Here is a 20,978-nt window from a genome sequence, read left to right on the forward strand (position 1 = left end):
CAAATGCATTAAAACTACCTTAAAAATGTTGAATTATACTAGATATTAACTCAACTTAGGGTTGGGGTAATTATCAGATTGATCTTCAATAGTATTATCAAGACAAGTAAAATCTTTTTCTAAAAGTAAGTAGAGTTCGTTGCCAGATGTTGTTTTTATAGTATGGTCATAGGTGATGATATCATTTTCAAACCAAACCTTACCTGTAGTTTCTGGCATTTCTAAAGTAACCCGATTGTTCTCAAAGCTAATTTGTAATTGATTGGCATCAGGCTTTAGAATAACTCCGTAACTGAATACCTGACTTCCAAAATTAGTGCTGTCGTAAATCTCACCATTTGTAGAGAGCGATTTAACTTCTGATTGGGTTAGTCGAAACCTAACGGAATCACCTTTTATTCTAATTTTCATAGCTATAAATTGAGTTCACAACAAAAATAGACCATCTGACAACAAAAAATGAGTAGTTGACATCAATTTGTTTCTAATAGTTAACCTTACCTGTACATTTACAGTGTAATAAAAAACGAATTAAAATTTTTTCATTTTCATATAGTGTTCTCGTAAAAGAGTCCGGTCTGTTAAGATCGGACTCTTTTTAGTTTAGGTCATTTTTGAACATAAAAAAACCCATTAAATAATTATCTAATGGGTTTTAATTTATACTAATGAAATTCTTATTTCCAAATAGGAGCAGGGTATTTACCTGAGTCGGATTTTTCTTTTAAGCTATTCATTGCTTTTTCTTTATCACTTGCATAAGTTACACCAAACCAGTCTCCGCCAGAAGGTATACATTTTACTTCGATCTCTTTTGCTTGAAGCATTTCTTGTATCATTAAAGGAATGTACAATTCGCTGTTAGCAATGCGGTCATCGTCTTTCAAGAAAATTCTGAATTCAGATTCTATTTTATCAAAGATTGAAGGTCTACATACCCAAAAATTCATACTAGCTTGTTCGTCGCCAGTAAATTCTAGGTTGGTGTCCTCATCAACAATGTTGTTTTCTTTTTGAACCAATTTCAAACGCTCTTGTACAGAAACTAAATTATCTCCGTTCACTTCACAAACGCCTCTAGAAACAGAGCCGTGTTCAGATAAAGTGTCTTTTAAAGTGTATCCTAAAAGAGCATAAGCTTCATCATTAGATTTCATGAAGTCAGCTGCTTTCTTATAAGCAGATTGTCCGTAAAAATCATCAGCGTTAAGAACTACAAATGGTCCGTCGATTACTTTTCTTGCGGTCCAAACTGCATGTGCCGTACCCCATGGTTTCTTACGCTCACCAGTAAACGTAACTCCGTCAGGTAAATCTGTAAGTTCTTGGGCAAGAACATTTAATTTTATAGTACTAGGTATTCTTTTAGAAAGATGCTCTTCTAAAAAAGAAACGTTCTCTTTTTTAGTAATAACTACAATTTGCTCAAAATTATTCTGGATGGCGTCATAAATGGCAAACTCCATTAAAAACTCACCATTAGGACCTAAATCATCAAATTGTTTAAGCTTTCCATATCTACTACCGCTACCGGCAGCCATTAAAAGTAATGTCATAATTTTCTGTATTTACACCGCAAAAATAGCGAATGTGATTAAAATTAGTACAAATTATCGGGTGTAACCTCATTATTATTGATGATAAGTTAATATGGGTCGGTAACTTTTTATAAATTCAGAGTTCATAAAATTAACATCGCATGGCATCAAGAAGAAATTTTATCAAGAATACATCGTTAGCAGGTATGGGTCTATTTGCTGTACCTGGTTTTGCACATAATAGTTTTAGTGCTGCCGATAAACTTAATGTTGGTCTTATAGGTGTAGGCTTGAGAGGTACAAATCATTTGCAGAATTTACTGCTAAGAAAAGATGTGAATGTTACCGCTATTTGTGACGTTGATGCCGAAAGAATAACTATTGCTAAAAAGAACATTGCTGATGCTAAGGGTAAAGCCCCAAAAGTCTTCGGATCAAATGATTATGATTATAAAAACCTATTGGCATTGCCAGATGTTGATGCCGTAATTATTGCAACACCTTGGTTGTGGCATACGCGTATGACTGTTGATGCTATGGAAGCCGGTAAATATGCTGGTGTAGAAGTCTCCGCTTCTAATACTTTAGAAGAATGCTGGGATTTGGTAAATACACATGAGCGGACAGGTACACATATGATGATTTTAGAAAACGTGAATTATCGTAGAGATGTTCTTGCAGTGCTTAATATGGTAAAGCAAAATGTATTTGGTGAAATGGTGCATTATAGATGTGGTTATCAGCATGATTTGCGACATGTAAAATTCAACGATGGTAATACGGCTTATGGAAAAGGGGTGGAGTTTGGTGAGAAAGGAATATCGGAGTCTAAATGGCGTACCGAGCATTCGGTAAAACGTAATGCAGATGTATACCCAACCCATGGATTAGGACCTATTGCAGTGATGGCAGATGTAAACCGTGGCAATCGTTTTATGTCAATGACCTCGCATGCATCAAAAGGTATTGGATTGCATAATTATATTGTTAAAGAAGGTGGTGAACAGCACCCTAATGCAAAAGTGAAGTTTAAGCAAGGCGATGTAATTACCTCTACTATTGATACTGCTAACGGAGAAACCATTATCATTACCCATGATTGTAATTTGCCAAGACCTTATTCTTTAGGATTTCGAGCGCAAGGTGCCAACGGACTCTGGGAAGTTGACGGTAGTCGAATTTATGTGGAAGGAAAATCTGAGCCACATCAATGGGATGAAGCTCAGCCTTGGTTAGATGAATATGATCACCCGCTTTGGAAAAAATATGGTGAATATGCCTTAAATGCCGGTCATGGTGGTATGGACTTCTTTGTTCTGAACTCTTTCGTAGAATCTGCAAAACAGAATATTGCACCGCCATTAGATGCTTATGACGCTGCGGCATGGAGTGCGGTTACACCGCTTTCAGAGCTTTCTATTGCCAATAACGGTGAGCCTCAAGATTTCCCTGATTTTACTCGAGGCCTTTGGATGAAAAGAACACCTTATCAGTGGATGAAAGAAACCTATTAAAATTTAGCTAGCTTTGGCTTCGTTTAAGGTTTTCTCTTCTTTATAGTCACCCTTTGCAATGGTCATTTTAGATTTTTTTTTCAATAATTTACTTGCTATTTTACGTTCTCTATCTACTCTAAAACTAGTGGTTTTGAAAATATCTGGAGCAAAGGAGATGGCTAGAACAATGGCACCTAAGCCAAGTAGCATAAACGGATTAATAAAGTAATCGCTAAAAGAGAAAATACCTATAATTAATAGCGTTGAAAAAGGTAGGGAACATGCCAAGATGTTTAAACCAAAGTTAACATCAAATGTAGGGTTGGGTTGCTCGTCTTTATCTTCCATCGACTGTATGGCACTCATGTGGGCAAATGGCCAAAAGCTACAGGCACTTTGTGGAAACACCACCAATAGTAAAATCATTGCCGGAGTTAAAGCGGGTATAGCGTAAGCAAAAAGTCCGCTTAATAAAAATGCAAGTCCCATTCTTCGAAACAACATAGAAATTATCAATTTAAACTCACCTTTGTTGATTCTAACGGCCATACCAATAAATAGCAGTACCAACGGCGTCATTAAATCTTTAATGCTTAAAGCGGTGTTTTGAAAGAATGTAGGTAAAGAGGTAAGGTCCAGACCGAAGCCTAACATTAATAAACCAACTACAATGACGATGTTTATTGGCTCGTTTATTAAAGAAATAAACAACCCTTTTAATTTAGCCGAAGAAGATTCCTGTTTTTCTACAACAGCATTTTTTCGATACCAGTGCATGGCTAGCATGTATAGAAGTATCAGAACAAATATTTTATTTCCAATATCTGCAAGTGCAGCTAGTGCTAAGGTATCATCACCTAAGTAAGCTACAATAAATGGAAAGCATGAAAGACCAGGTGCAGTAGATGGTAATAGCATCATCAAGGTCCGTTTTTTACTTTTCTCTTCTTTATGTAAAGATGCGGCCAAAAAATATTTGGTAGCCAATAACATCAAAAGATTAAAAGTTAAGGCTGCTAACGGAAAAACTAATAAGGTTCCGTTAAGTTCTATTTTTAAGAGAGCTACGAATATTGTCGCTGGTAACGCCACACTTAAAATAAGGACTTTGACACCTTTTAAATCTTGCTTCGCTACCTTTTTTTGTAGAAGCACACCAAGTCCTATAATTAGGATTAATTCGAGGGTTTTCTGTAGTGCAAAATTCATTTTTCGAGTGTTTTGGTTTGAGCAGATAAATGAATTATGAATAGTCCGAAGGAGTTGAATTCAGGATTTTTGTGTCAAGGCAATTATCCAATCTTCCAACTCCTGGACTAATTCAAACTTAAACTAGCACTTTTTCAAGGGCAGCTGTAAACAACTTCATCTCATCCATAGTACCCATGCTTACTCGGCACCAGTTTTTACCATAGATTTCAAAAGCTCTTACGCCAACACCTTCGGCGGTCATTTTTTCTAAGAAAGGTTTACCGTCCATTTCAATCGGGAAAATGATGAAACTGGTAGAAGATGGAACATAATCATACCCCATTCTTTTCAAGTTTTTATATACGTACTCCCTACACTCCTTATTTAAAACAATAGTCTTCTCAGAAAAAGCAGTGTCGTCCATACTAGCCATTGCTGCGTGAACCGATGGTAGGGTTATGCCCATACCACCTCGTGTTACACTCTGTATGATTTCTAAAGTTTCCGGTTGGGCGACCACATAACCTACACGTAGCCCGGCCATACCTTGTATTTTTGAAAACGTACGTGCGATCATTACGTTTTTACCTTCGTTGATTAACGAAACCATACTTTTCTTTAAACCTTCTCCTAAAAATCCTAAATAGGCTTCATCAATAAAAATCGGCACTTTTTCAGAAACTCGTGAACAGAAATCTAAAAGTTCATTATGTTCGGTTATGCTTCCGGTTGGGTTGTTAGGATTACAGATATAAATTAATTTGGTATCAGAATCGATAGCTGCTTCCATACCTGCCAAATCGTGAGACCAATCGTCTTTTAGTTTAATAGGTTTCCAAGTTGCCCCAGTTGCCTCTGCGACTTTGATCAGAGACATGTAGGCTGGATCTGCTGAAATAATGTTACCACCTTCCTTAAAAAAGACCATAGCTGTTTTTTCCAATAGATCAGATGAACCCGGTCCCATCATAATTGATTCAGCCTTTACGCCTTCATATACGGCTATCTTCTCCATTAATGCGTATAGCTCTTTCCAAGCGTAACGATTTCCTCCAACGGCATACTTCTGCATAGCAGCGATGGCCATAGGCGATGGCCCGATCGGATTTTCGTTGGCATTCAGTTTTGCCGAAAGTTCTACCGGTGCCTGAGGAGCATGTGGTAAATATTCTTTAAAAAACGGAGTATAAGGGATGTTTCCTTTTGCATCTAACGATATTGGTTGCGATGGGAATGCCCCATAGGTCAAATACGGCGCTGCCATAACTCCCGCAGCAGTTAAAACTCCTTTTTTAAGCCAATCTCTTCTGTTTACATTTGTTTTCATTTGTGCTATATTTAAGTTATTAATATTCTGTCAGTTTGTTTCCACAGGATCTGCATTTGTACCAATATCTCCTGTGGCAACGATAGTATCATCATCGGTACTTAAGTAAATACTAACATGGGCATCTAACATACCAAGTGAATCATAAAAGGTTTCATCGGTAATCACAAAGAATTTGCTCGAAGAAAACTCACCCGATGAACCATCAATATTATCTAAGGTTATAGATGTTGTGGTTCCTGTACCAGAGGGGCCATCAAGAATTAATGCAGGATGCATAATACCATCAATGGTATTATACAATGATATTTGCACCAATGTTTGATCTAAGGTTGTTTTGTAGAACACTACTCTACCGTAAACGTTAGAGCCCATTGGGTCTGTAGATTCTATGGTATAGGCGGTATATGTATTTAAGGTTCCGCCACCATCTGCAGTTGTTAGTACTGGTTCTAGACGCTCTTGTTCACAAGAGACCAACAAGCCAAAAACCAATGTTAATAATAGTATGTTCTTTATATAATTTCTCATAATTTTATTTTTAACGATGAACTTGTTGTTTATAGGCTAAATGTTAGTCTTCCAAAGTAATACGCACCTGCCGATCCCTGTTGATAATTTGAATACAGATTAAATGTTCTTAATTCATATCTGATAATTTCAGGATACTCATTAAAGATATTGTTACCTCCAACAGTTAAACTAAGTGCATTCGAAACTTTATAGGTCAAGCCTATATCCGTTGTAAATTCTGGAGTAAAATACTGATCTGCATAATCGGTAGTGCCATCCAAAAGAGTTCTTTGTCTGCTATCTCTATTTTGTACTGATCCAAAACGCGTTCCTCTAAGCATTGCAGAGAACTTTCCTAATGAATAGTTTACCGTTCCGATAACTTTTGCACTAGGCGTTCCAGTCTCAAATTGTCCAATTAGTGAACGGCTCACATAAAGATCGACTAACTCTTCATCTGTTAGTGTGGTATTTATATCGGGTACATTGGCACCTTCGAATTTGTTTTCTCTGAATGTACCTGCAAGTACTACGCCTAAATTACCGGCACCAAGGTTGGTGTTGTAATTTACAACGGCCTCAATACCTTTTGTACTTACATCTCCACCATTGATTCTGAAACTTGCCAATCCGCTACCAATTATTGGTTCAAGCACTGGTGCACTTGCAGCATCAAATTCACCCGTTTCAAAAATTCTGTCTAAGATGTCAATTTTATAAGCATCTAGGGTAATGTCTAATTTTCCAATTTTTGTAGTAAATCCAAGACTTACGTTTCTAGATCTTTCTTCAGTTAATTGTCCTATACCCAATGCTTTTGCAGCTGAACTGCTATTAGGATATAGTGTACCGTCGAAAGGCACTAAACCTAAGAAGAAAGTGTAACTATGAGAATAGTTTAATTCTTGTAGCGAAGGTGCTCTAAAACCGCTACTAAACGATCCTCTTAAAGCAAAGTTCTCACCAATTTTATAACGACCTGCAATTTTTCCCGTCATTACGTTTCCAAAATCTGAATAGTTCTCTACACGTAAAGCACCAGAAAGTAATAAATCTTCATTAACATCTAATTCCATATCCAGATAAGCAGCCATTACAGATCGCCAGCTGTCACTTTCGTTTTCAGGAGCAAACCCTCTAAAACATTGACAGTTTAATGCATAATTTTTCACCAACTGTTGGCTTACGCCTGCATATTCTAAAACCTGTGGTGCGCCATTGCCATCTACATATGGGTTTCCGCCAAGGTCTTCCAAAGGAAATCCGTCAGGACCAACTAAGGCTTGGTTATCTTCAGTAGCAGTTACTACACCATACGTGCCAGATGTCCAGCTTTCTTCTTGCCCTGCTTCAATAGCATAGTTTTCAAATCTAAGTTCTCCACCAAATGCAACATTTAATCCAGATAAGATATCCTCATAAAAATGTGATGCATCTAAGTTGATCGTATTTTGTAAAAAGCTATGTGTACCCAAGTTCATGTCTGTAGGCGAACCAGGACCGATACTTGCGTTCCACGTATTGAACATGCCAAATTTTGCAGAGTTGTTTCCGAAAGTATTGCTTAAATCAAATTCATAATCACCTAACATTCCGGTAACCCCAGTGGCTAGAGAGATGTTATATTGGTCATTGTATATCTGTGGTCTAAATCCGTTAGGGTATAAATCAAAACTGGCCCTGTCAGATTGTGCCGCTCTTCTATAAAAACAACTATAAGCATCTGAGTACTGGTAGCCAACGTCACCGAATGCATAGAAACTAGCTGTATCTGATAACGGAGATTCTAAATTAAATGCAAAGCTCATGTTTGTTTTAGCAGGAAGACCAGAATAGGTAGCTACATCTATTTGTTCAATATCTCTAGCATCCATTAATCCTCTTACGGTCTGTAAAGAAGCTATTGATACAGCATCGCCGGCAGCTTGTGCCGCAATTAATTCTGGATTCGTTATTATTGGCAAACCTTGTGTGGTGGTTCTACCATTAGATAGGTATAGGTCGTCATAAAGTGGAGCTCTGTCGATACCTAATACTGTTGGTCTAACGGTACGTTCAGATTGTGCTACCATTATTGAAGCATTGAAATAGCCTCCGTTCTCAAAACCTACACCGTAATTACCATCAAATTGAAAATTCTCACCATCCCAACCATCTAAAGATCGTGTAAGTTCGCGCTCACCATCTGTTAGGTCAGATTCGTCATAATTAGGTTTGTTTGTGTAAGCACCAGCGGTTAAACTACCAGTAAACTCACCAGTACCTTTTTTCATAACCATGTTTATAACACCTGCAATGGCATCTGAACCATATTGTGCAGAAGCGCCATCTCTTAATATTTCAATACGTTCTACCCCAACTGATGGTATAAAACGCATATCAACACCCGGACCTGGTGTTCCTGTTTGGTTGCCTGCTAAAATTGCAGACGAGTGTCTACGTTTTCCATTAACTAGTACTAACATTTGACTTGCAGCCAAACCTCTTAAACTTGGTTGGCTTACAAAGGAAGACAAATCACCACCACCACTGGTAAATGCGGTAAATGATGGTGCTGCTGCAGCTAACATTTGTGAAATGTCTTGCTGTGGCATGTTGATAGCATCTTGTGCTATATTAATTACGTCTACAGGTACAGGAGTGTCAAGTTTTGTGCGACCTTGTCTTCTTGATCCCACTACCACGGTCTCTGTCAATTGTTGAGCAGATTCTACCAGTGTAGCGTTTACTGTTGTTTTACTATTAACTGGAATTTCTAATTTGGCATACCCTATAAAGGAGTATACTAAAGTGGCGTCGCTATCGGCTGTAATGGAATATAGACCATCAAAATCGGTGATGACACCTTTTGTGGTTCCTTTGACCAAAACGTTAACACCTGGTAAAGGCCCTTGTGCATCTGATACTTTACCGTTAATTGTAATTTCCTGTGCTTGTGCTACGAATAGTGTACATAGTAGCAAGAAGGATAATGTTAGAATTTTCTTCATAATCATGTGAGTTTAGTTGTTGCTCAATGGTGTATCTACCTAATAAGCAATCCTGGGGTTAGCAGGAAAACTACTGGGGGAAATACCTTATGCGTAAAAGAAAAGTTCCGGATACTTTACGAGTCAGAAAATCATGTTATTAGGTGACTAAATGACTTAGACAATATTATAAATTGTTATAGAAAAACAAAAATAGACATAGCCGGTATGAGTCTGTTTATGAAGTTGTTATGCGGTATAAAATAGAATTATCATCAGTTTTAGTATAAAAAGCTGTCAATAATTCTATTTTATTAATCTGCATGATATTAAATGTGCCTAAGTGATATTATTGCCTAGAAAGATGCTTTTTATGCTATTTGTAATTTGATTAGCAGAAAATAAACAATACCTCATTTATTGGCTATTTTATTGTCATATTATTACTAAAAATTACATAACTATAAATTAAATTTGTTAAAAATGGTTAAAAGGCTATAATAGTTTAATGAAAATTTAGAATTTATTGAAAAAAGTTATTTAAAACCATTAGCACAGATGAGGAATAAATTAGACCAGGTTGATTTTAGTATTTTAAACATTTTAGCTGAAAATGCACAGACTCCTTATACAGATGTAGCGAAACAATTAATTATTTCGCCGGGTACGGTGCATATGCGAATGCGAAAGATGCGAGAGATGGGTTTAATTACTGGTGCTACTTTAAGTTTAGATTATGCTAAAATGGGTTGGAAAATGACCATTTTCTTAGGGATATTCTTAAGTGAAATAAGTCTGTTCAAAAAGGTGATGGAGCGGTTGAACGATATTGAAGAGGTGGTTAAAATACACCACGTAACGGGTAAATACGACATCTTTATAAAAATGCATGCTCGAGATAGCTTTCACTACAAGCAAGTATATCAAGATGAAATTCTGAGTATTTCTGGTATACGTGGTATAGAATCTTTTATATCGATTGAAGAGAATTTGGAACGCCATATTCAATTCGTAGAAGTAGAAGAAGATTAATTATAATAATTTCATTTCGGTCGGATCCCAGTCTACCGGTTGTTTTCTTGAATAACTTTCATTTGCCAATAGTGCCGCACCTGCAGCTCTTAACCCAAATTTTGGATCTTGTATTACCTTTCCGTTAGTTCTAATACTTGTAAAGAAATTAAAGAAATGATCATAATGAGCTCCTTTATAATCTCTGGGTGCTTGCCAAGTATTTGTACCTGTAGCTAAGCTACTTGCTCTAGTATCTAATTTTTTAGCAGCATATTCATCTCTTATTTTAGCTTGCATATCTTCTGTAAATGATATCATAGAATACCCGCTAGGTTCCATGCCCAATTTAGAGCGATTTACGGTTACCGAATTCTGACCTATTTCCATTTCGCCTTCGGTACCAATTAATTTGAATCCGCCACCACCGCCACTTCCTGCAATGAAATTAATACGAAATGCAGCATTAAAAGGAGCATGGGTTGTTGTTTTTGGATAATCATAAAGTGTTATTGAAACATCAGGTACATCTCTACCATCTTTCCAATAACGGAGTCCGCCTGTTGCCAAAGCTCTGTTTGGTCCCTCTGAACTTATCACATAATTTAAGGTAGAAAATGCATGTACGAATAAATCTCCGGCAACACCGGTACCGTAATCCTGATAGTTTCTCCATCTAAAAAATCGATTATTATCAAAAGGGACTTTTGGTGCGCTCCCCAGAAAGGTATCAAAATCAACGGTTTTAGAACTGGCATCTGTAGGTATTGGATATTGCCAAGCTCCTTCCGCAGAATAACGATCATTGTACATATCTAACATCACAATATCACCAATAGCGCCATCTTCATAAAGTTCTTTTGCTTTTTCATTACCCAATGATGACATCCCTTGACTTCCTATTTGACAAATTTTGCCAGAATCTTTTTGTGCTTTAATGATTTCTTGACCTTCATTGAAATTTTGAACCATAGGTTTTTCGCAATACACATGCTTGCCTGCTTTTAATGCGGCTACGGTTATCGTTTGGTGCCAATGATCTGGTGTGGCTATTAATACGGCATCAATATCTTTTCTATTTAAAATTTCTCGGTAATCTCTTGTTACGAAAATATCTTGTCCCCAAAGCTCTTTTGCTCGGTCAAGTCTGCCCGTATACAAATCACATGCCGCTACTATTTTTATACCGTCAACTTGTAAAGCTGCCTGTGTATCATAAATGCCTTGAATACCCGTGCCTATAAGGGCTATATTAATTTGGTCATTTACCCCGAACTCTTTAAAAGAATAAGCTCTTTGTAATAATTGAGTTTCGTGTTTTGGTGCGGCAAGAAGAAATGGTGTTGTGCTTAAAGCTGCTGAGGTAAGTGAAGCTCGTTTTATAAACGACCTTCTAGAATTATTTTTTGTCATGATGGTAAGCGTTGAAATTTGTTGTTGGAGCTATTAAAAATACCAAATAATAATGGTCTGGTGTGTATGCGAATCAGCATAATCTTCTAATCTTATTATTCTAAAAGCGAATGCGCTGTGTTTTATAGACATTCACCGGTATAATTGACCAATTGGCAATATTTATGATTTAAATGGCATAAAATTTTTCGAGATCAACGTAGTTTTGCATTCGCTTAAAAAAATAGAATTGTTGAAAGATATTCTTATTGCTGCACTTTGGAGTATCTCCCCACTAGGAGAAGCTAAAGTTGGTATACCCTATGGTCTTCTACAAGGGGGTAATATTTACGTAGTATTTGTGGTTTGTTTTTTAGCTAATGTTATGGTATTCCCTATAATGATGTTTTTCTTAAACACCGTAAATAGGTACTTGTTAAGGTGGCATTTTTATAAAAAGAATGCATTGTTCGTTGCAAGAAGAGCAAAATCAGGTTCTGGAGATCAGATTAAAAAATACGGATTTTACGGACTCATATTTTTCGTAATGTTACCAGTGCCTGGTACTGGTGTTTACGCTGGTAGTATTGCCAGTTACCTTTTTAAGATAGAAAGAAAGAAAGCCTTTTTGGCAAATACCATTGGTATATTTTTATCTTCTTTAATTGTTTGGGCAACTACTTTGTTGACCATGAAGGGTATGGCGTAATAATACAAAACAAAAATTTTTATCCATTTATTTTGTGAATAACTATACCCGATAAAAATTTAATTAACACGCTTTGCCTTTTAAATTTGCAGCTTTTTCAAGCTATGGATACCCTAAATATTGGCGATAAATTATATAATGTAGAGCAGAACGGATTTAACGATTTTGCTAGATATTCTTTCTCTGAAGTTGTTCGACTTACCGAAACTCTTGCGGTTTTGAAAAACGGTGTACGGCTTATTAATAGACCTAAACAATCTTACATTATGGAAGATGTTGGGTATTCGGTTTCTAGAAATAAGGGGGCTCATTGGCATATTGTTTCTTTAAAAGCAATTAGAAATGCCCAGATAGAAAATGAAAAAATAAGAATTCATGACTGGTTTGAAGTGAAACAATTTACGCTAAAAGAAAAACAACATATCTATAAGATGTTTAAAGCTCAAGAGGCGCAGTAATATTTAAAAAGGCTTTACTTGTTACAAGAAATGAACAGACCGTTTTTTTATTAAAAAACCTTTATTACCTTTACAGCGTTGTGTTGTGTCTCAAAGAGATTTGAGACAATTGTGTTTATCGAATTTAATCGATAGAACCCAATGAAAGGCTTTCCATTAAGGGAGGCTTTTTTTGTTTTTACCCTATAGCTTATGAATTACGTAATGAACCAACGAGGCAGCTAGTTTTGCAGTTTGGTCATCAATATCATAATTAGGGTTTAATTCAACTACATCAAATCCTACTAATTTTCCAGAATCGATGATTAGTTTTAGACTTTCTAATACAATATCTGGAGAAAAGCCCATGGGCGAAGGGGCACTTACACCTGGTGCAAAAGCGGATGAAAAACCGTCTAAGTCTATTGTAGTATACACATAATCTACATCTTCTAGAAATTGAATGAGCCTTAATTGAACATGTTCAAGGTAGTTCATATTAAAATACTTCTGAAAAAGGTAGTTGACTTGATGCGCCTCGGCAAATTCGAATAAATCCTTTGTATTTGCATCTTTTCGTATGCCTAAAGCCATATATTTAATGACCTGACCTTTTTCTTGATGATCTATGGCAATTTGATAAAACGGTGTGCCAGAATTGTTTTCTTTCGTATTTGCCCTTAAATCAAAATGAGCATCAAAATTAATAATTCCTATTTTTTCTTTAGTTTTTACATGTTCTAGTAAACCGTTGTAGTGAGCATATGCCAAATCATGACTACCCCCAATTAGTATTGGTGTTGCCCTATTTTTTATTAAATGGCTTACGGCTTTAGTAAATTCGATTTGTTGCTCTTCTAAATCTTGATCTTTACATTCTAAATTTCCAAAATCTATTAATCGGGTATTATCTTTTAAATGATTGGGCATTTTCGCTAATTGCTTACGAATTTCGTCTGGTCCTAATGCGGCACCAACTCTGCCAGAATTTCGTCTAACACCTTCGTCACTACTATAGCCCAATAAAGCTATTGTCTTATTGTTCGTAACAGGTAAAGGGTCTTTAATACTAGAAAATGATATTTTTTCGTGCAGATAGAGCTGTTGGTCAGAAACACGTCCTTTCCAATTATCTTTATTAGCTAACTTATAATTTGCCATATCATTTAATTCAGATAAATATTACGATTTTAAATCCGTCGTTTTATTAAAACGATAAAGTAGTCTTAATCTTACATTTTTAGAATAAATCTTTTAAATGTTTTTCTGCTACTATAGATGGCATGGTAACTTTTAGTGTTTTTGTTCTGTCCATTTCTCGTTGTAAAGCAAACATTGCTTCTTTATTTCTCGCCCAGCTACGTCTTGCAATTCCGTTGTTTACGTCATAAAAGAGCATATTTTTTAGCTTTCGTTTAGCATCTTTTGATCCGTCGAGAACCATTCCGAATCCGCCATTGGTGACTTCGCCCCAGCCTACGCCACCTCCGTTATGTATAGATACCCAAGTAGCACCTCTAAAACTATCGCCAATCACATTATGTATTGCCATGTCTGCGGTAAATTTACTGCCGTCGTAAATATTGCTTGTTTCTCGATAAGGTGAATCTGTGCCGCTTACATCATGATGGTCTCTACCTAATATAATGGCATCACTTAACGCTCCATTTTCGATGGCATCGTTAAATGCCAGCGCTATTTTTGCCCTACCTTCTGCATCGGCATATAAAATTCTAGCTTTTGAGCCAACGACCAATTTATTTTGTTCGGCTTCAGCTATCCATTTTATATTATCTGATAGTTGCTGCTGAATTTCTGGCGGAGCATTTTTCTTAATTTCCTTTAGTACGCGTAATGCAATTGCATCGGTCTTTTGTAAATCTTCTAATTTTCCTGAAGAGCATACCCAACGAAATGGTCCAAAGCCATAATCAAAACACATAGGGCCTAAGATGTCTTGCACGTACGACGGATACTTGAAATCTATTTCGTTTTCTGCCATAACATCGGCACCTGCTCTTGATGCTTCTAATAAAAAGGCATTTCCGTAATCAAAGAAATAAGTGCCTTTTTCGGTATGTAGGTTTATGGCATCGGCATGTCTGCGCAACGATTCTTGAACTTTTGTTTTGAAAGCTTCTGGGTCCTGATTCATCATTTCATTTGCTTTCTCAAAAGATAATCCGGCAGGATAATAGCCGCCTGCCCATGGGTTATGTAACGATGTTTGATCAGAACCGAGATGTATGAAGATGTCCTCCTTAAAAAAACGCTCCCAAACATCTACCACGTTGCCAATAAATGCTAATGAAACTATTTCATTTTTAGATTTGGCAATTTTGGTTCTAGTAACTAAAGTGTCTAAATCTTCAATTAACTCATCTACCCAACCTTGCTCATGTCTTTTCTTTGCTGCAAGCGAATTTACTTCTGCACAGATTGTGATGCATCCGGCTATGTTACCGGCTTTTGGTTGTGCACCGCTCATTCCACCTAAACCTGCAGTCAAGAATATTTTTCCATTCGGATTTTCATCCGCCTTTAACACCTTTCTAAAAGCGTTCATTACCGTAATTGCAGTACCATGAACAATGCCTTGCGGACCTATGTACATATAAGAACCCGCAGTCATTTGACCGTATTGTGTAACACCAAGCGCATTATACTTTTCCCAATCATCTTGTTTGGAGTAATTCGGAATCATCATTCCGTTGGTGACCACAACTCTTGGAGCTTCTTTTGATGAGGGAAATAAACCCATAGGATGCCCTGAATAGATATGTAAAGTCTGCTCATCGGTCATTTCAGACAAATACTGCATCGTCAAAAGATATTGTGACCAATTTTGAAAAACGGCACCGTTACCGCCATAGGTAATTAGTTCTTGTGGATGTTGTGCTACCGCTGGATCTAGATTATTCTGTATCATGAGCATGATTGCGGCAGCGTGACTTGTTTTTGCCGGATAATCTGAAATAGCTCGGGCATGCATATCATAAGATGGTTGAAAACGATACATGTAAATTCTGCCATACGTCTGTAATTCTTCGGCAAATTCAGGAGCCAAAACAGCATGCCAGTTTGCCGGAAAATAACGCAACGCATTTCTAATCGCCAATTGTTTCTCTTCTTTAGAAAGAATTTGCTTTCGGTTTGGTGCGTGACTTAATGCCGAAGAACGCTCTTTTTTGGGCGGTAACTCAGTCGGAATTCCAATCTGTATCTGTGCTTTAAAATCCATCTTTATATTTTTAAGTCCGGAATATTTCAGCAGGTTTTCGACTGCGCTCGACCAGACATTTATTTTATAATTTTAACCAACAACCAACAACCAACAACCAACAACTACTTATGCCTATCAAAAACCAACGCTCCATTTTTCCAAACCATACACGGTTTTAGATTCCCTTGGTTGTAAAGAATATCTTGGTAATTATCTGAGTGAAAAACTACTAAATCTGCAAGTAAACCCGCTTGCAATTTTCCTCGGTCATGTAATTTTAATGCAGCTGCTGCTCTAAAAGTGATTCCTGCCAAGACCTCGGCATTCGTTAATTTTTGAAATGTTCCAAGAATACTGGCTAGGGTCAGTAAATCGCCCATTGGTGCAGAACCAGGGTTGTGATCACTCGCGATTGCAAGTGCCGCACCTGCATCTAACAATTTACGAGCGGGAGTAAAATCGCATCCTAAACCAATGGAGGCTCCTGGTAGTGCAACAGAAATAGTATCGCTTTGTGCTAACAATTCTATTTCTGTATCTCCGCTTGCTTCTAAATGATCTGCACTTATTGAATTAAAATCCATAGCAACTTTACTGCCACCTGCAGAAAATTGGTCTGCGTGAACGGTGATATCAAAATTCATTTCACTGGCTTTTGAAAAATATGCCTGTATATCATCCGCAGAAAAAGCACTTTGTTCTATAAAAGCATCAATACGGTGTGTTAGATTTTCTTCTTTAAGAATGGGAAATAACTCCTCAGAAATCATTTTTAAATATTCTGTTTCTGAGCCATCAAAATCTTTAGGTAACATGTGCGCTGCAAGGCAAGTAGAAATCAATTCTGGCAATGCTTGCTCATTGGCTCCTTTAATAGCACGTAGCATTTTCAGCTCTTCAAAAACTGTTAGTCCGTAGCCGCTTTTAACCTCAATAGTAGTCGTTCCATTTTTAAGATGACGATTTGCTCTTTTGATGGTGTTTTTGGTCAGTTCTTCAATACTCGCTTTTCTGGTTTGGGTAACCGTATCCCAAATTCCACCACCGGCATGTGCAATTTCTAAATATGATTTTCCGGCATTTCGCATGGCAAAGTCTTTAGCACGAGATCCGCCAAAACAAATATGGGTATGCGCATCAACGAAACCAGGTACACAAACATGATTTCCTTTTAATAGATGAATCTCTGCTTCTGGATATGCTAATTTTAAGTCCTCAAAATCACCTGTGGCTGCGATGAGGTTGTCTTCGATTAAAATTCCCCCGTCAACAATCACCTCAAGTTCATGATCAGAAATTGCGCCTTTGAGGTTTATTCCCGTCATGGGGATAATCTGTTTAAACGGACCTATTAAGGTTCTCTTTTTCATACAACTAGTAGTTTTCGAACTCTTCTGAGTGTTTTGTCTTTAAAGATATGTTATGTTCTGCTTGAACACGATCTATTACTTTAAGTATTGTCTGATCTTTAATCATAGCAATACCCTTTTCAATATCTTCAGAAAATACGCGGTCTTTACTGGCGAAAGGCACTTGTTCACGTACGGCATTATGTACCTCGTCTAAATAGATGCCCGACTTCAACGGTTTTCTAAATTCAAATGCCTGTGCTGCCGTTAATAATTCAATTGCCAATATCTTTTCAACATTACCAATAACTTGTAACGCTTTTCTACCACCAATAGACCCCATGCTTACATGGTCTTCTTGACCTAGAGAAGTAGGAATACTATCTGCACTTGAAGGGAAACAAAGACCTTTATTTTCACTTGCCAATGCTGCGGTTGTATATTGCAAAATCATGTATCCGGAATTTATGCCGGTATCGTTCATCAATAATTTTGGTACACCGGGACTATTACCTTCTAAGGATAAATAAATGCGACGGTCAGATATATTACCGATTTCGGATGCCGCTAAACAAGCATAATCTAGTGCCATTGCTAACGGTTGACCGTGAAAATTACCACCACTTATAGTCAATTCTTCATCGATAATTACCGGATTATCTGTTACTGAGTTTAATTCTACTTCCAATAATTCCTTTAAATGTAACCATGCGGTACGCGAAGCTCCATGAACTTGAGGAATACAACGGATGGAGTAGGGGTCTTGTACTTTCTCACAATCTACATGGGCTTCCATAATTTCAGAACCCTTCAATAATTTTTTTACGCGTTTAGCTACATGTACGTTACCTTTAAATGGACGAAGGGCATGCAGTTCATTATAAAATGGTTTAACAGAACCTTGCAAACCTTCTATCATCATAGCACCAATAACATCTGCTTGTGCCAAAATTGAATGTAATTGGGTAACTACTTTTACAGCATGTGCAGCTATAAATTGAGTTCCGTTAATAAGAGCAAGTCCTTCTTTTGGACCAAGTGCTATTGGTTCTAGTCCTGTCCGTTCAAGAAGTGTCTTCGTTGTAATGGTTTCGTTGTTATATTCCACTTTACCTAAACCAATAAGCGGTAAAAATAAATGGGAAAGCGGGGCTAAATCTCCTGATGCACCTACTGATCCTTGCGATGGAACAACGGGAATAGCATCATTATCGATATGCCAGATAATTCTATTTAGTGTATTCAATGCAATACCCGAATAACCTTTTGCCAACGATTGTGCTTTAAGAATCAGCATTAATTTTGCAATGTCTTTTGCTATAGGGTCACCAACACCAACACTGTGACTTTGAAGTATATTGGTTTGTAGAATATTGGTTTCTGACTTAGAAATCTTGGTGGTACATAATGGCCCGAAGCCGGTATTTATACCATAAACAGGATCACCTTTATCTACAATGTTTTGTACAATTTTCCAGCTTTTAGTTATTTTGTCTTCTGTAGCTTTTGACAGTATGGAGCTAATTTCACCATGAACAATTTGCATTGCTTTACCGGCTGTTAGCCAATCTTCGCCCAATTTAAACGTCTGTTTGCTCATAGCTTTCTGTCTTGAATATTATAATTAAAATTAATACCTATTTTTGATACTTGGTAATATCAATTTTGTCATCAATCCATAACTATGAGTAATCAGATAGAATTACGCCATTTAACTTACTTTCTAGCAGTAGCGCAAGAATTACACTTTAGAAAGGCTGCAGAAAAATTATTTATTTCGCAACCGGGACTCAGCAGGCAGATAAAGCAGATGGAAGATATTTTAGAAACTCAACTGTTTGAGCGAAATAAGAAAAAAGTTGCGTTAACCCCTGCCGGGCATTACCTAAAGAAAGAGGTTGAATTTATTTTTAACCATATGGAGCAGGTAGAAAGACAACTGAAACTAGTGGGTGATGGTAATAGTGGAGAGTTACGAATCGGATTTTTAGGCTCGGCTATGCAACAAGTAATACCCAAACTATTATTGGGTATAAAAGAAAAATACCCGAAGGTGAAAACGTCTTTAGAGGAGCTATCTAATTTTGCTCAGGTTGATGCGGTATTAAATGATCAGTTAGATATGGGTTTTGTGCGTGTTTCTAGGGTGCCAAGTACCCTAGAAATGAAAACTATTTTGACCGATACCTTTTCTTTAGTGTTACCAGAAAGATACCCGATGTTAACGAGAGAGTTTGACGGAATGGAGCGATTTGCGAATGAAGAATTTATTTTATTCAGTCAGGCTTATAGTCCGTTATATTATGAAACCATTTTAAGTATATGTCAAGATGCCGGTTTTGCACCTAAAGTCTCACACAAATCTGTTCATGCCCACACTATTTTTAAGCTAGTAGAAAATCAAATGGGAATCGCCATTGTTCCTACATCTTTGCAAAACGGATTTCAAATGCGCGTAAAGTTTGTGGAATTAAAAGACATTCCCCAGCGAGCAGAATTATCGGTTATTTGGAAAAAGGAACATACCAACCCTGTTCTTAAGAATTGTATGGAGTTGTTGTTAGAGGATAAGTTTTAATACTTATCTAACACAGAATGAGCTTTTCAAATCTTAATTTTACTTAGATTAGAAAAGAGAGAATAAAAAAAAGAGAATAGAATTTAGAAAATAGAGCTTGCTGCGAATTGCGCTATGCGCGCAGCGAACAGCGAACAACGAACAACGAACAACGAAATTTATGATATTAGATATAATTAAAAAGAGACGCTCGGTATTTCCGGTGCAATATAATGATACATCAATTGCGAAGTCAGATATTGAAAAGGTATTAGAAGCTGCGAATTGGGCACCTAACCATAAGTGTACAGAACCATGGCGTTTTAAGGTAATACAAGGTGATGCTAAAAAAAGATTGGGTATTTTTCTATCTAAAAAGTATGAGGAAGTGGACCCAAAGCCAAAAGCTATGAAGGTTAAAAAACTTCAAGAGAATCCGCAAATGGCAAGTGCTATAATTGCAATTTGCATGCAAAGAGACCCTAAAGAATCTCTACCAGAATGGGAAGAAGTAGCTGCTGTAGCTATGGCAGTACAGAATATGTGGTTACAATGTACTGAAATGGGTATTGGGTCTTACTGGTCTTCACCGGGACTCATAAAACACATGGGTGAGTTTTTAAGTTTAGCCGAAGGCGAAAAATGCCTAGGTTTTTTCTACATGGGTAATTTCGATGGCGAATTGACTGAAGGTAAACGAGAGCCAATTGCATCTAAAACAGAATGGATAACCGAGTAAGTTTAATTAAAGTAAGGAAATAAGGCATTACTATGCTCCCAAGCTTTTGAAATGAAGAGTCCTAAATAGACAACAGCGACCATAAATTTCAAAAAAGTACCTGTCAAAAATCCTAAAAAAGAACCAAAAGCCGCTTTCGTAGCGGTTTTTTTGTCCGCCTTGTTCAGTAATTCTCCTACTAAAGCACCCACAAAAGGCCATATAATAATTCCGAATGGTCCGAGTACAGGGAATATTAAGGCGACTAACAATCCTACGGTGGTGCCGATAACTCCCGCTTTTGTGCCTCCAAACTTTTTTGTTCCAATGGCTGGTATAACATAATCTAATCCGAAAACAATTAAAGCTATAGCTAGTGTAATCCCTAGAAACGTCCAATTCATGGTAATTGCGCTGGTAGAGTACAACAAAAGTAAACCTACCCAACTAATTGGTGGACCAGGTAACACTGGTAAGAAGCTTCCTAAAATGCCTACGAGCATTAAAATGAATCCTAGTACTAATAAAAATATATCCATTGTAAATAG

The 20,978-nt window shown here is 37.0% G+C and carries 18 protein-coding genes; 6 read left to right on the forward strand and 12 right to left on the reverse strand.

Features of this window, described 5'->3' with window-relative positions; translation table 11 throughout:
* Window positions 1-45: 45 nt before the first annotated feature.
* Together ACPF9A_RS12670 and ACPF9A_RS12675 are read right to left on the reverse strand one after the other, a co-directional pair.
* Entirely contained in the window at window positions 46-411 is a 366-nt protein-coding gene (locus ACPF9A_RS12670; protein WP_423997432.1) for a DUF7009 family protein, read from the reverse strand.
* 266 nt (window positions 412-677) lie between these two features.
* A complete protein-coding gene (locus ACPF9A_RS12675; RefSeq protein WP_423997434.1) occupies window positions 678-1,556 on the reverse strand; it encodes a nucleotidyltransferase family protein in 879 nt (292 codons plus the stop codon).
* 143 nt (window positions 1,557-1,699) lie between these two features.
* On the opposite strand from ACPF9A_RS12675, the gene ACPF9A_RS12680 reads away from it, so the two are divergent.
* Window positions 1,700-3,052 (forward strand): Gfo/Idh/MocA family protein, encoded by a 1,353-nt coding sequence (locus ACPF9A_RS12680; protein ID WP_423997436.1) that lies wholly within the window; start codon window positions 1,700-1,702, stop codon window positions 3,050-3,052.
* A gap of 3 nt (window positions 3,053-3,055) precedes the next feature.
* Here the strand turns inward: ACPF9A_RS12680 and ACPF9A_RS12685 are convergent, their stop codons facing one another.
* The 4 genes from ACPF9A_RS12685 to ACPF9A_RS12700 form a co-directional block, all read right to left on the reverse strand.
* On the reverse strand, window positions 3,056-4,243 hold the full coding sequence (locus ACPF9A_RS12685; protein ID WP_423997438.1) for an AEC family transporter: 1,188 nt from the start codon (window positions 4,241-4,243) through the stop codon (window positions 3,056-3,058).
* 118 nt (window positions 4,244-4,361) lie between these two features.
* On the reverse strand, window positions 4,362-5,552 hold the full coding sequence (locus ACPF9A_RS12690; RefSeq protein ID WP_423997440.1) for a pyridoxal phosphate-dependent aminotransferase: 1,191 nt from the start codon (window positions 5,550-5,552) through the stop codon (window positions 4,362-4,364).
* A 30-nt stretch (window positions 5,553-5,582) separates the two neighbouring features.
* On the reverse strand, window positions 5,583-6,083 hold the full coding sequence (locus tag ACPF9A_RS12695) for a hypothetical protein (RefSeq protein WP_423997442.1): 501 nt from the start codon (window positions 6,081-6,083) through the stop codon (window positions 5,583-5,585).
* A gap of 29 nt (window positions 6,084-6,112) precedes the next feature.
* On the reverse strand, window positions 6,113-9,055 hold the full coding sequence (locus tag ACPF9A_RS12700; protein ID WP_423997444.1) for a TonB-dependent receptor: 2,943 nt from the start codon (window positions 9,053-9,055) through the stop codon (window positions 6,113-6,115).
* A 537-nt stretch (window positions 9,056-9,592) separates the two neighbouring features.
* Between ACPF9A_RS12700 and ACPF9A_RS12705 the strand changes: the two genes are divergently transcribed.
* Window positions 9,593-10,066: an Lrp/AsnC family transcriptional regulator gene (locus ACPF9A_RS12705; RefSeq protein ID WP_423997446.1), complete on the forward strand. Its 474-nt coding sequence runs from the start codon at window positions 9,593-9,595 to the stop codon at window positions 10,064-10,066.
* Here the strand turns inward: ACPF9A_RS12705 and ACPF9A_RS12710 are convergent, their stop codons facing one another.
* On the reverse strand, window positions 10,067-11,458 hold the full coding sequence (locus tag ACPF9A_RS12710; protein WP_423997448.1) for a Gfo/Idh/MocA family protein: 1,392 nt from the start codon (window positions 11,456-11,458) through the stop codon (window positions 10,067-10,069).
* A 229-nt stretch (window positions 11,459-11,687) separates the two neighbouring features.
* Here ACPF9A_RS12710 and ACPF9A_RS12715 point away from each other — a divergent pair, with 229 nt between their 5' ends.
* The gene (locus tag ACPF9A_RS12715; protein ID WP_423997450.1) at window positions 11,688-12,146 is read left to right on the forward strand and encodes a COG2426 family protein; all 459 of its coding nucleotides are present in this window, start codon (window positions 11,688-11,690) and stop codon (window positions 12,144-12,146) included.
* Window positions 12,147-12,250: 104 nt separating this feature from the next.
* Entirely contained in the window at window positions 12,251-12,604 is a 354-nt protein-coding gene (locus ACPF9A_RS12720) for a pyruvate kinase (RefSeq protein WP_423997452.1), read from the forward strand.
* Window positions 12,605-12,787: 183 nt separating this feature from the next.
* On the opposite strand, the gene hutG is transcribed toward ACPF9A_RS12720, so the two are convergent.
* The 4 genes from hutG to hutH all read right to left on the reverse strand — a co-directional run bounded on the left by hutG (window position 12,788) and on the right by hutH (window position 18,755).
* Window positions 12,788-13,744, reverse strand: coding sequence for a formimidoylglutamase (hutG, locus tag ACPF9A_RS12725; RefSeq protein ID WP_423997454.1), 957 nt, complete (start codon window positions 13,742-13,744; stop codon window positions 12,788-12,790).
* A gap of 79 nt (window positions 13,745-13,823) precedes the next feature.
* Complete coding sequence (locus ACPF9A_RS12730; RefSeq protein ID WP_423997456.1) at window positions 13,824-15,824, reverse strand: urocanate hydratase; 2,001 nt, start codon at window positions 15,822-15,824, stop codon at window positions 13,824-13,826.
* A 104-nt stretch (window positions 15,825-15,928) separates the two neighbouring features.
* Window positions 15,929-17,176 (reverse strand): imidazolonepropionase, encoded by a 1,248-nt coding sequence (hutI, locus tag ACPF9A_RS12735; RefSeq protein WP_423997458.1) that lies wholly within the window; start codon window positions 17,174-17,176, stop codon window positions 15,929-15,931.
* 4 nt (window positions 17,177-17,180) lie between these two features.
* Window positions 17,181-18,755: a histidine ammonia-lyase gene (hutH, locus tag ACPF9A_RS12740; RefSeq protein ID WP_423997460.1), complete on the reverse strand. Its 1,575-nt coding sequence runs from the start codon at window positions 18,753-18,755 to the stop codon at window positions 17,181-17,183.
* 84 nt (window positions 18,756-18,839) lie between these two features.
* On the opposite strand from hutH, the gene ACPF9A_RS12745 reads away from it, so the two are divergent.
* Both ACPF9A_RS12745 and ACPF9A_RS12750 read left to right on the forward strand, forming a co-directional pair.
* Window positions 18,840-19,733 (forward strand): LysR family transcriptional regulator, encoded by an 894-nt coding sequence (locus ACPF9A_RS12745; RefSeq protein WP_423997462.1) that lies wholly within the window; start codon window positions 18,840-18,842, stop codon window positions 19,731-19,733.
* A 160-nt stretch (window positions 19,734-19,893) separates the two neighbouring features.
* On the forward strand, window positions 19,894-20,451 hold the full coding sequence (locus tag ACPF9A_RS12750; RefSeq protein ID WP_423997464.1) for a nitroreductase family protein: 558 nt from the start codon (window positions 19,894-19,896) through the stop codon (window positions 20,449-20,451).
* 2 nt (window positions 20,452-20,453) lie between these two features.
* Here ACPF9A_RS12750 and ACPF9A_RS12755 read toward each other — a convergent pair whose 3' ends face one another.
* Entirely contained in the window at window positions 20,454-20,969 is a 516-nt protein-coding gene (locus ACPF9A_RS12755; RefSeq protein ID WP_423997466.1) for a DUF456 domain-containing protein, read from the reverse strand.
* Between the last annotated feature and the right edge of the window lie 9 nt (window positions 20,970-20,978).

Source organism: Maribacter sp. IgM3_T14_3 (assembly GCF_049603095.1).
Lineage (GTDB): Bacteria > Bacteroidota > Bacteroidia > Flavobacteriales > Flavobacteriaceae > Maribacter.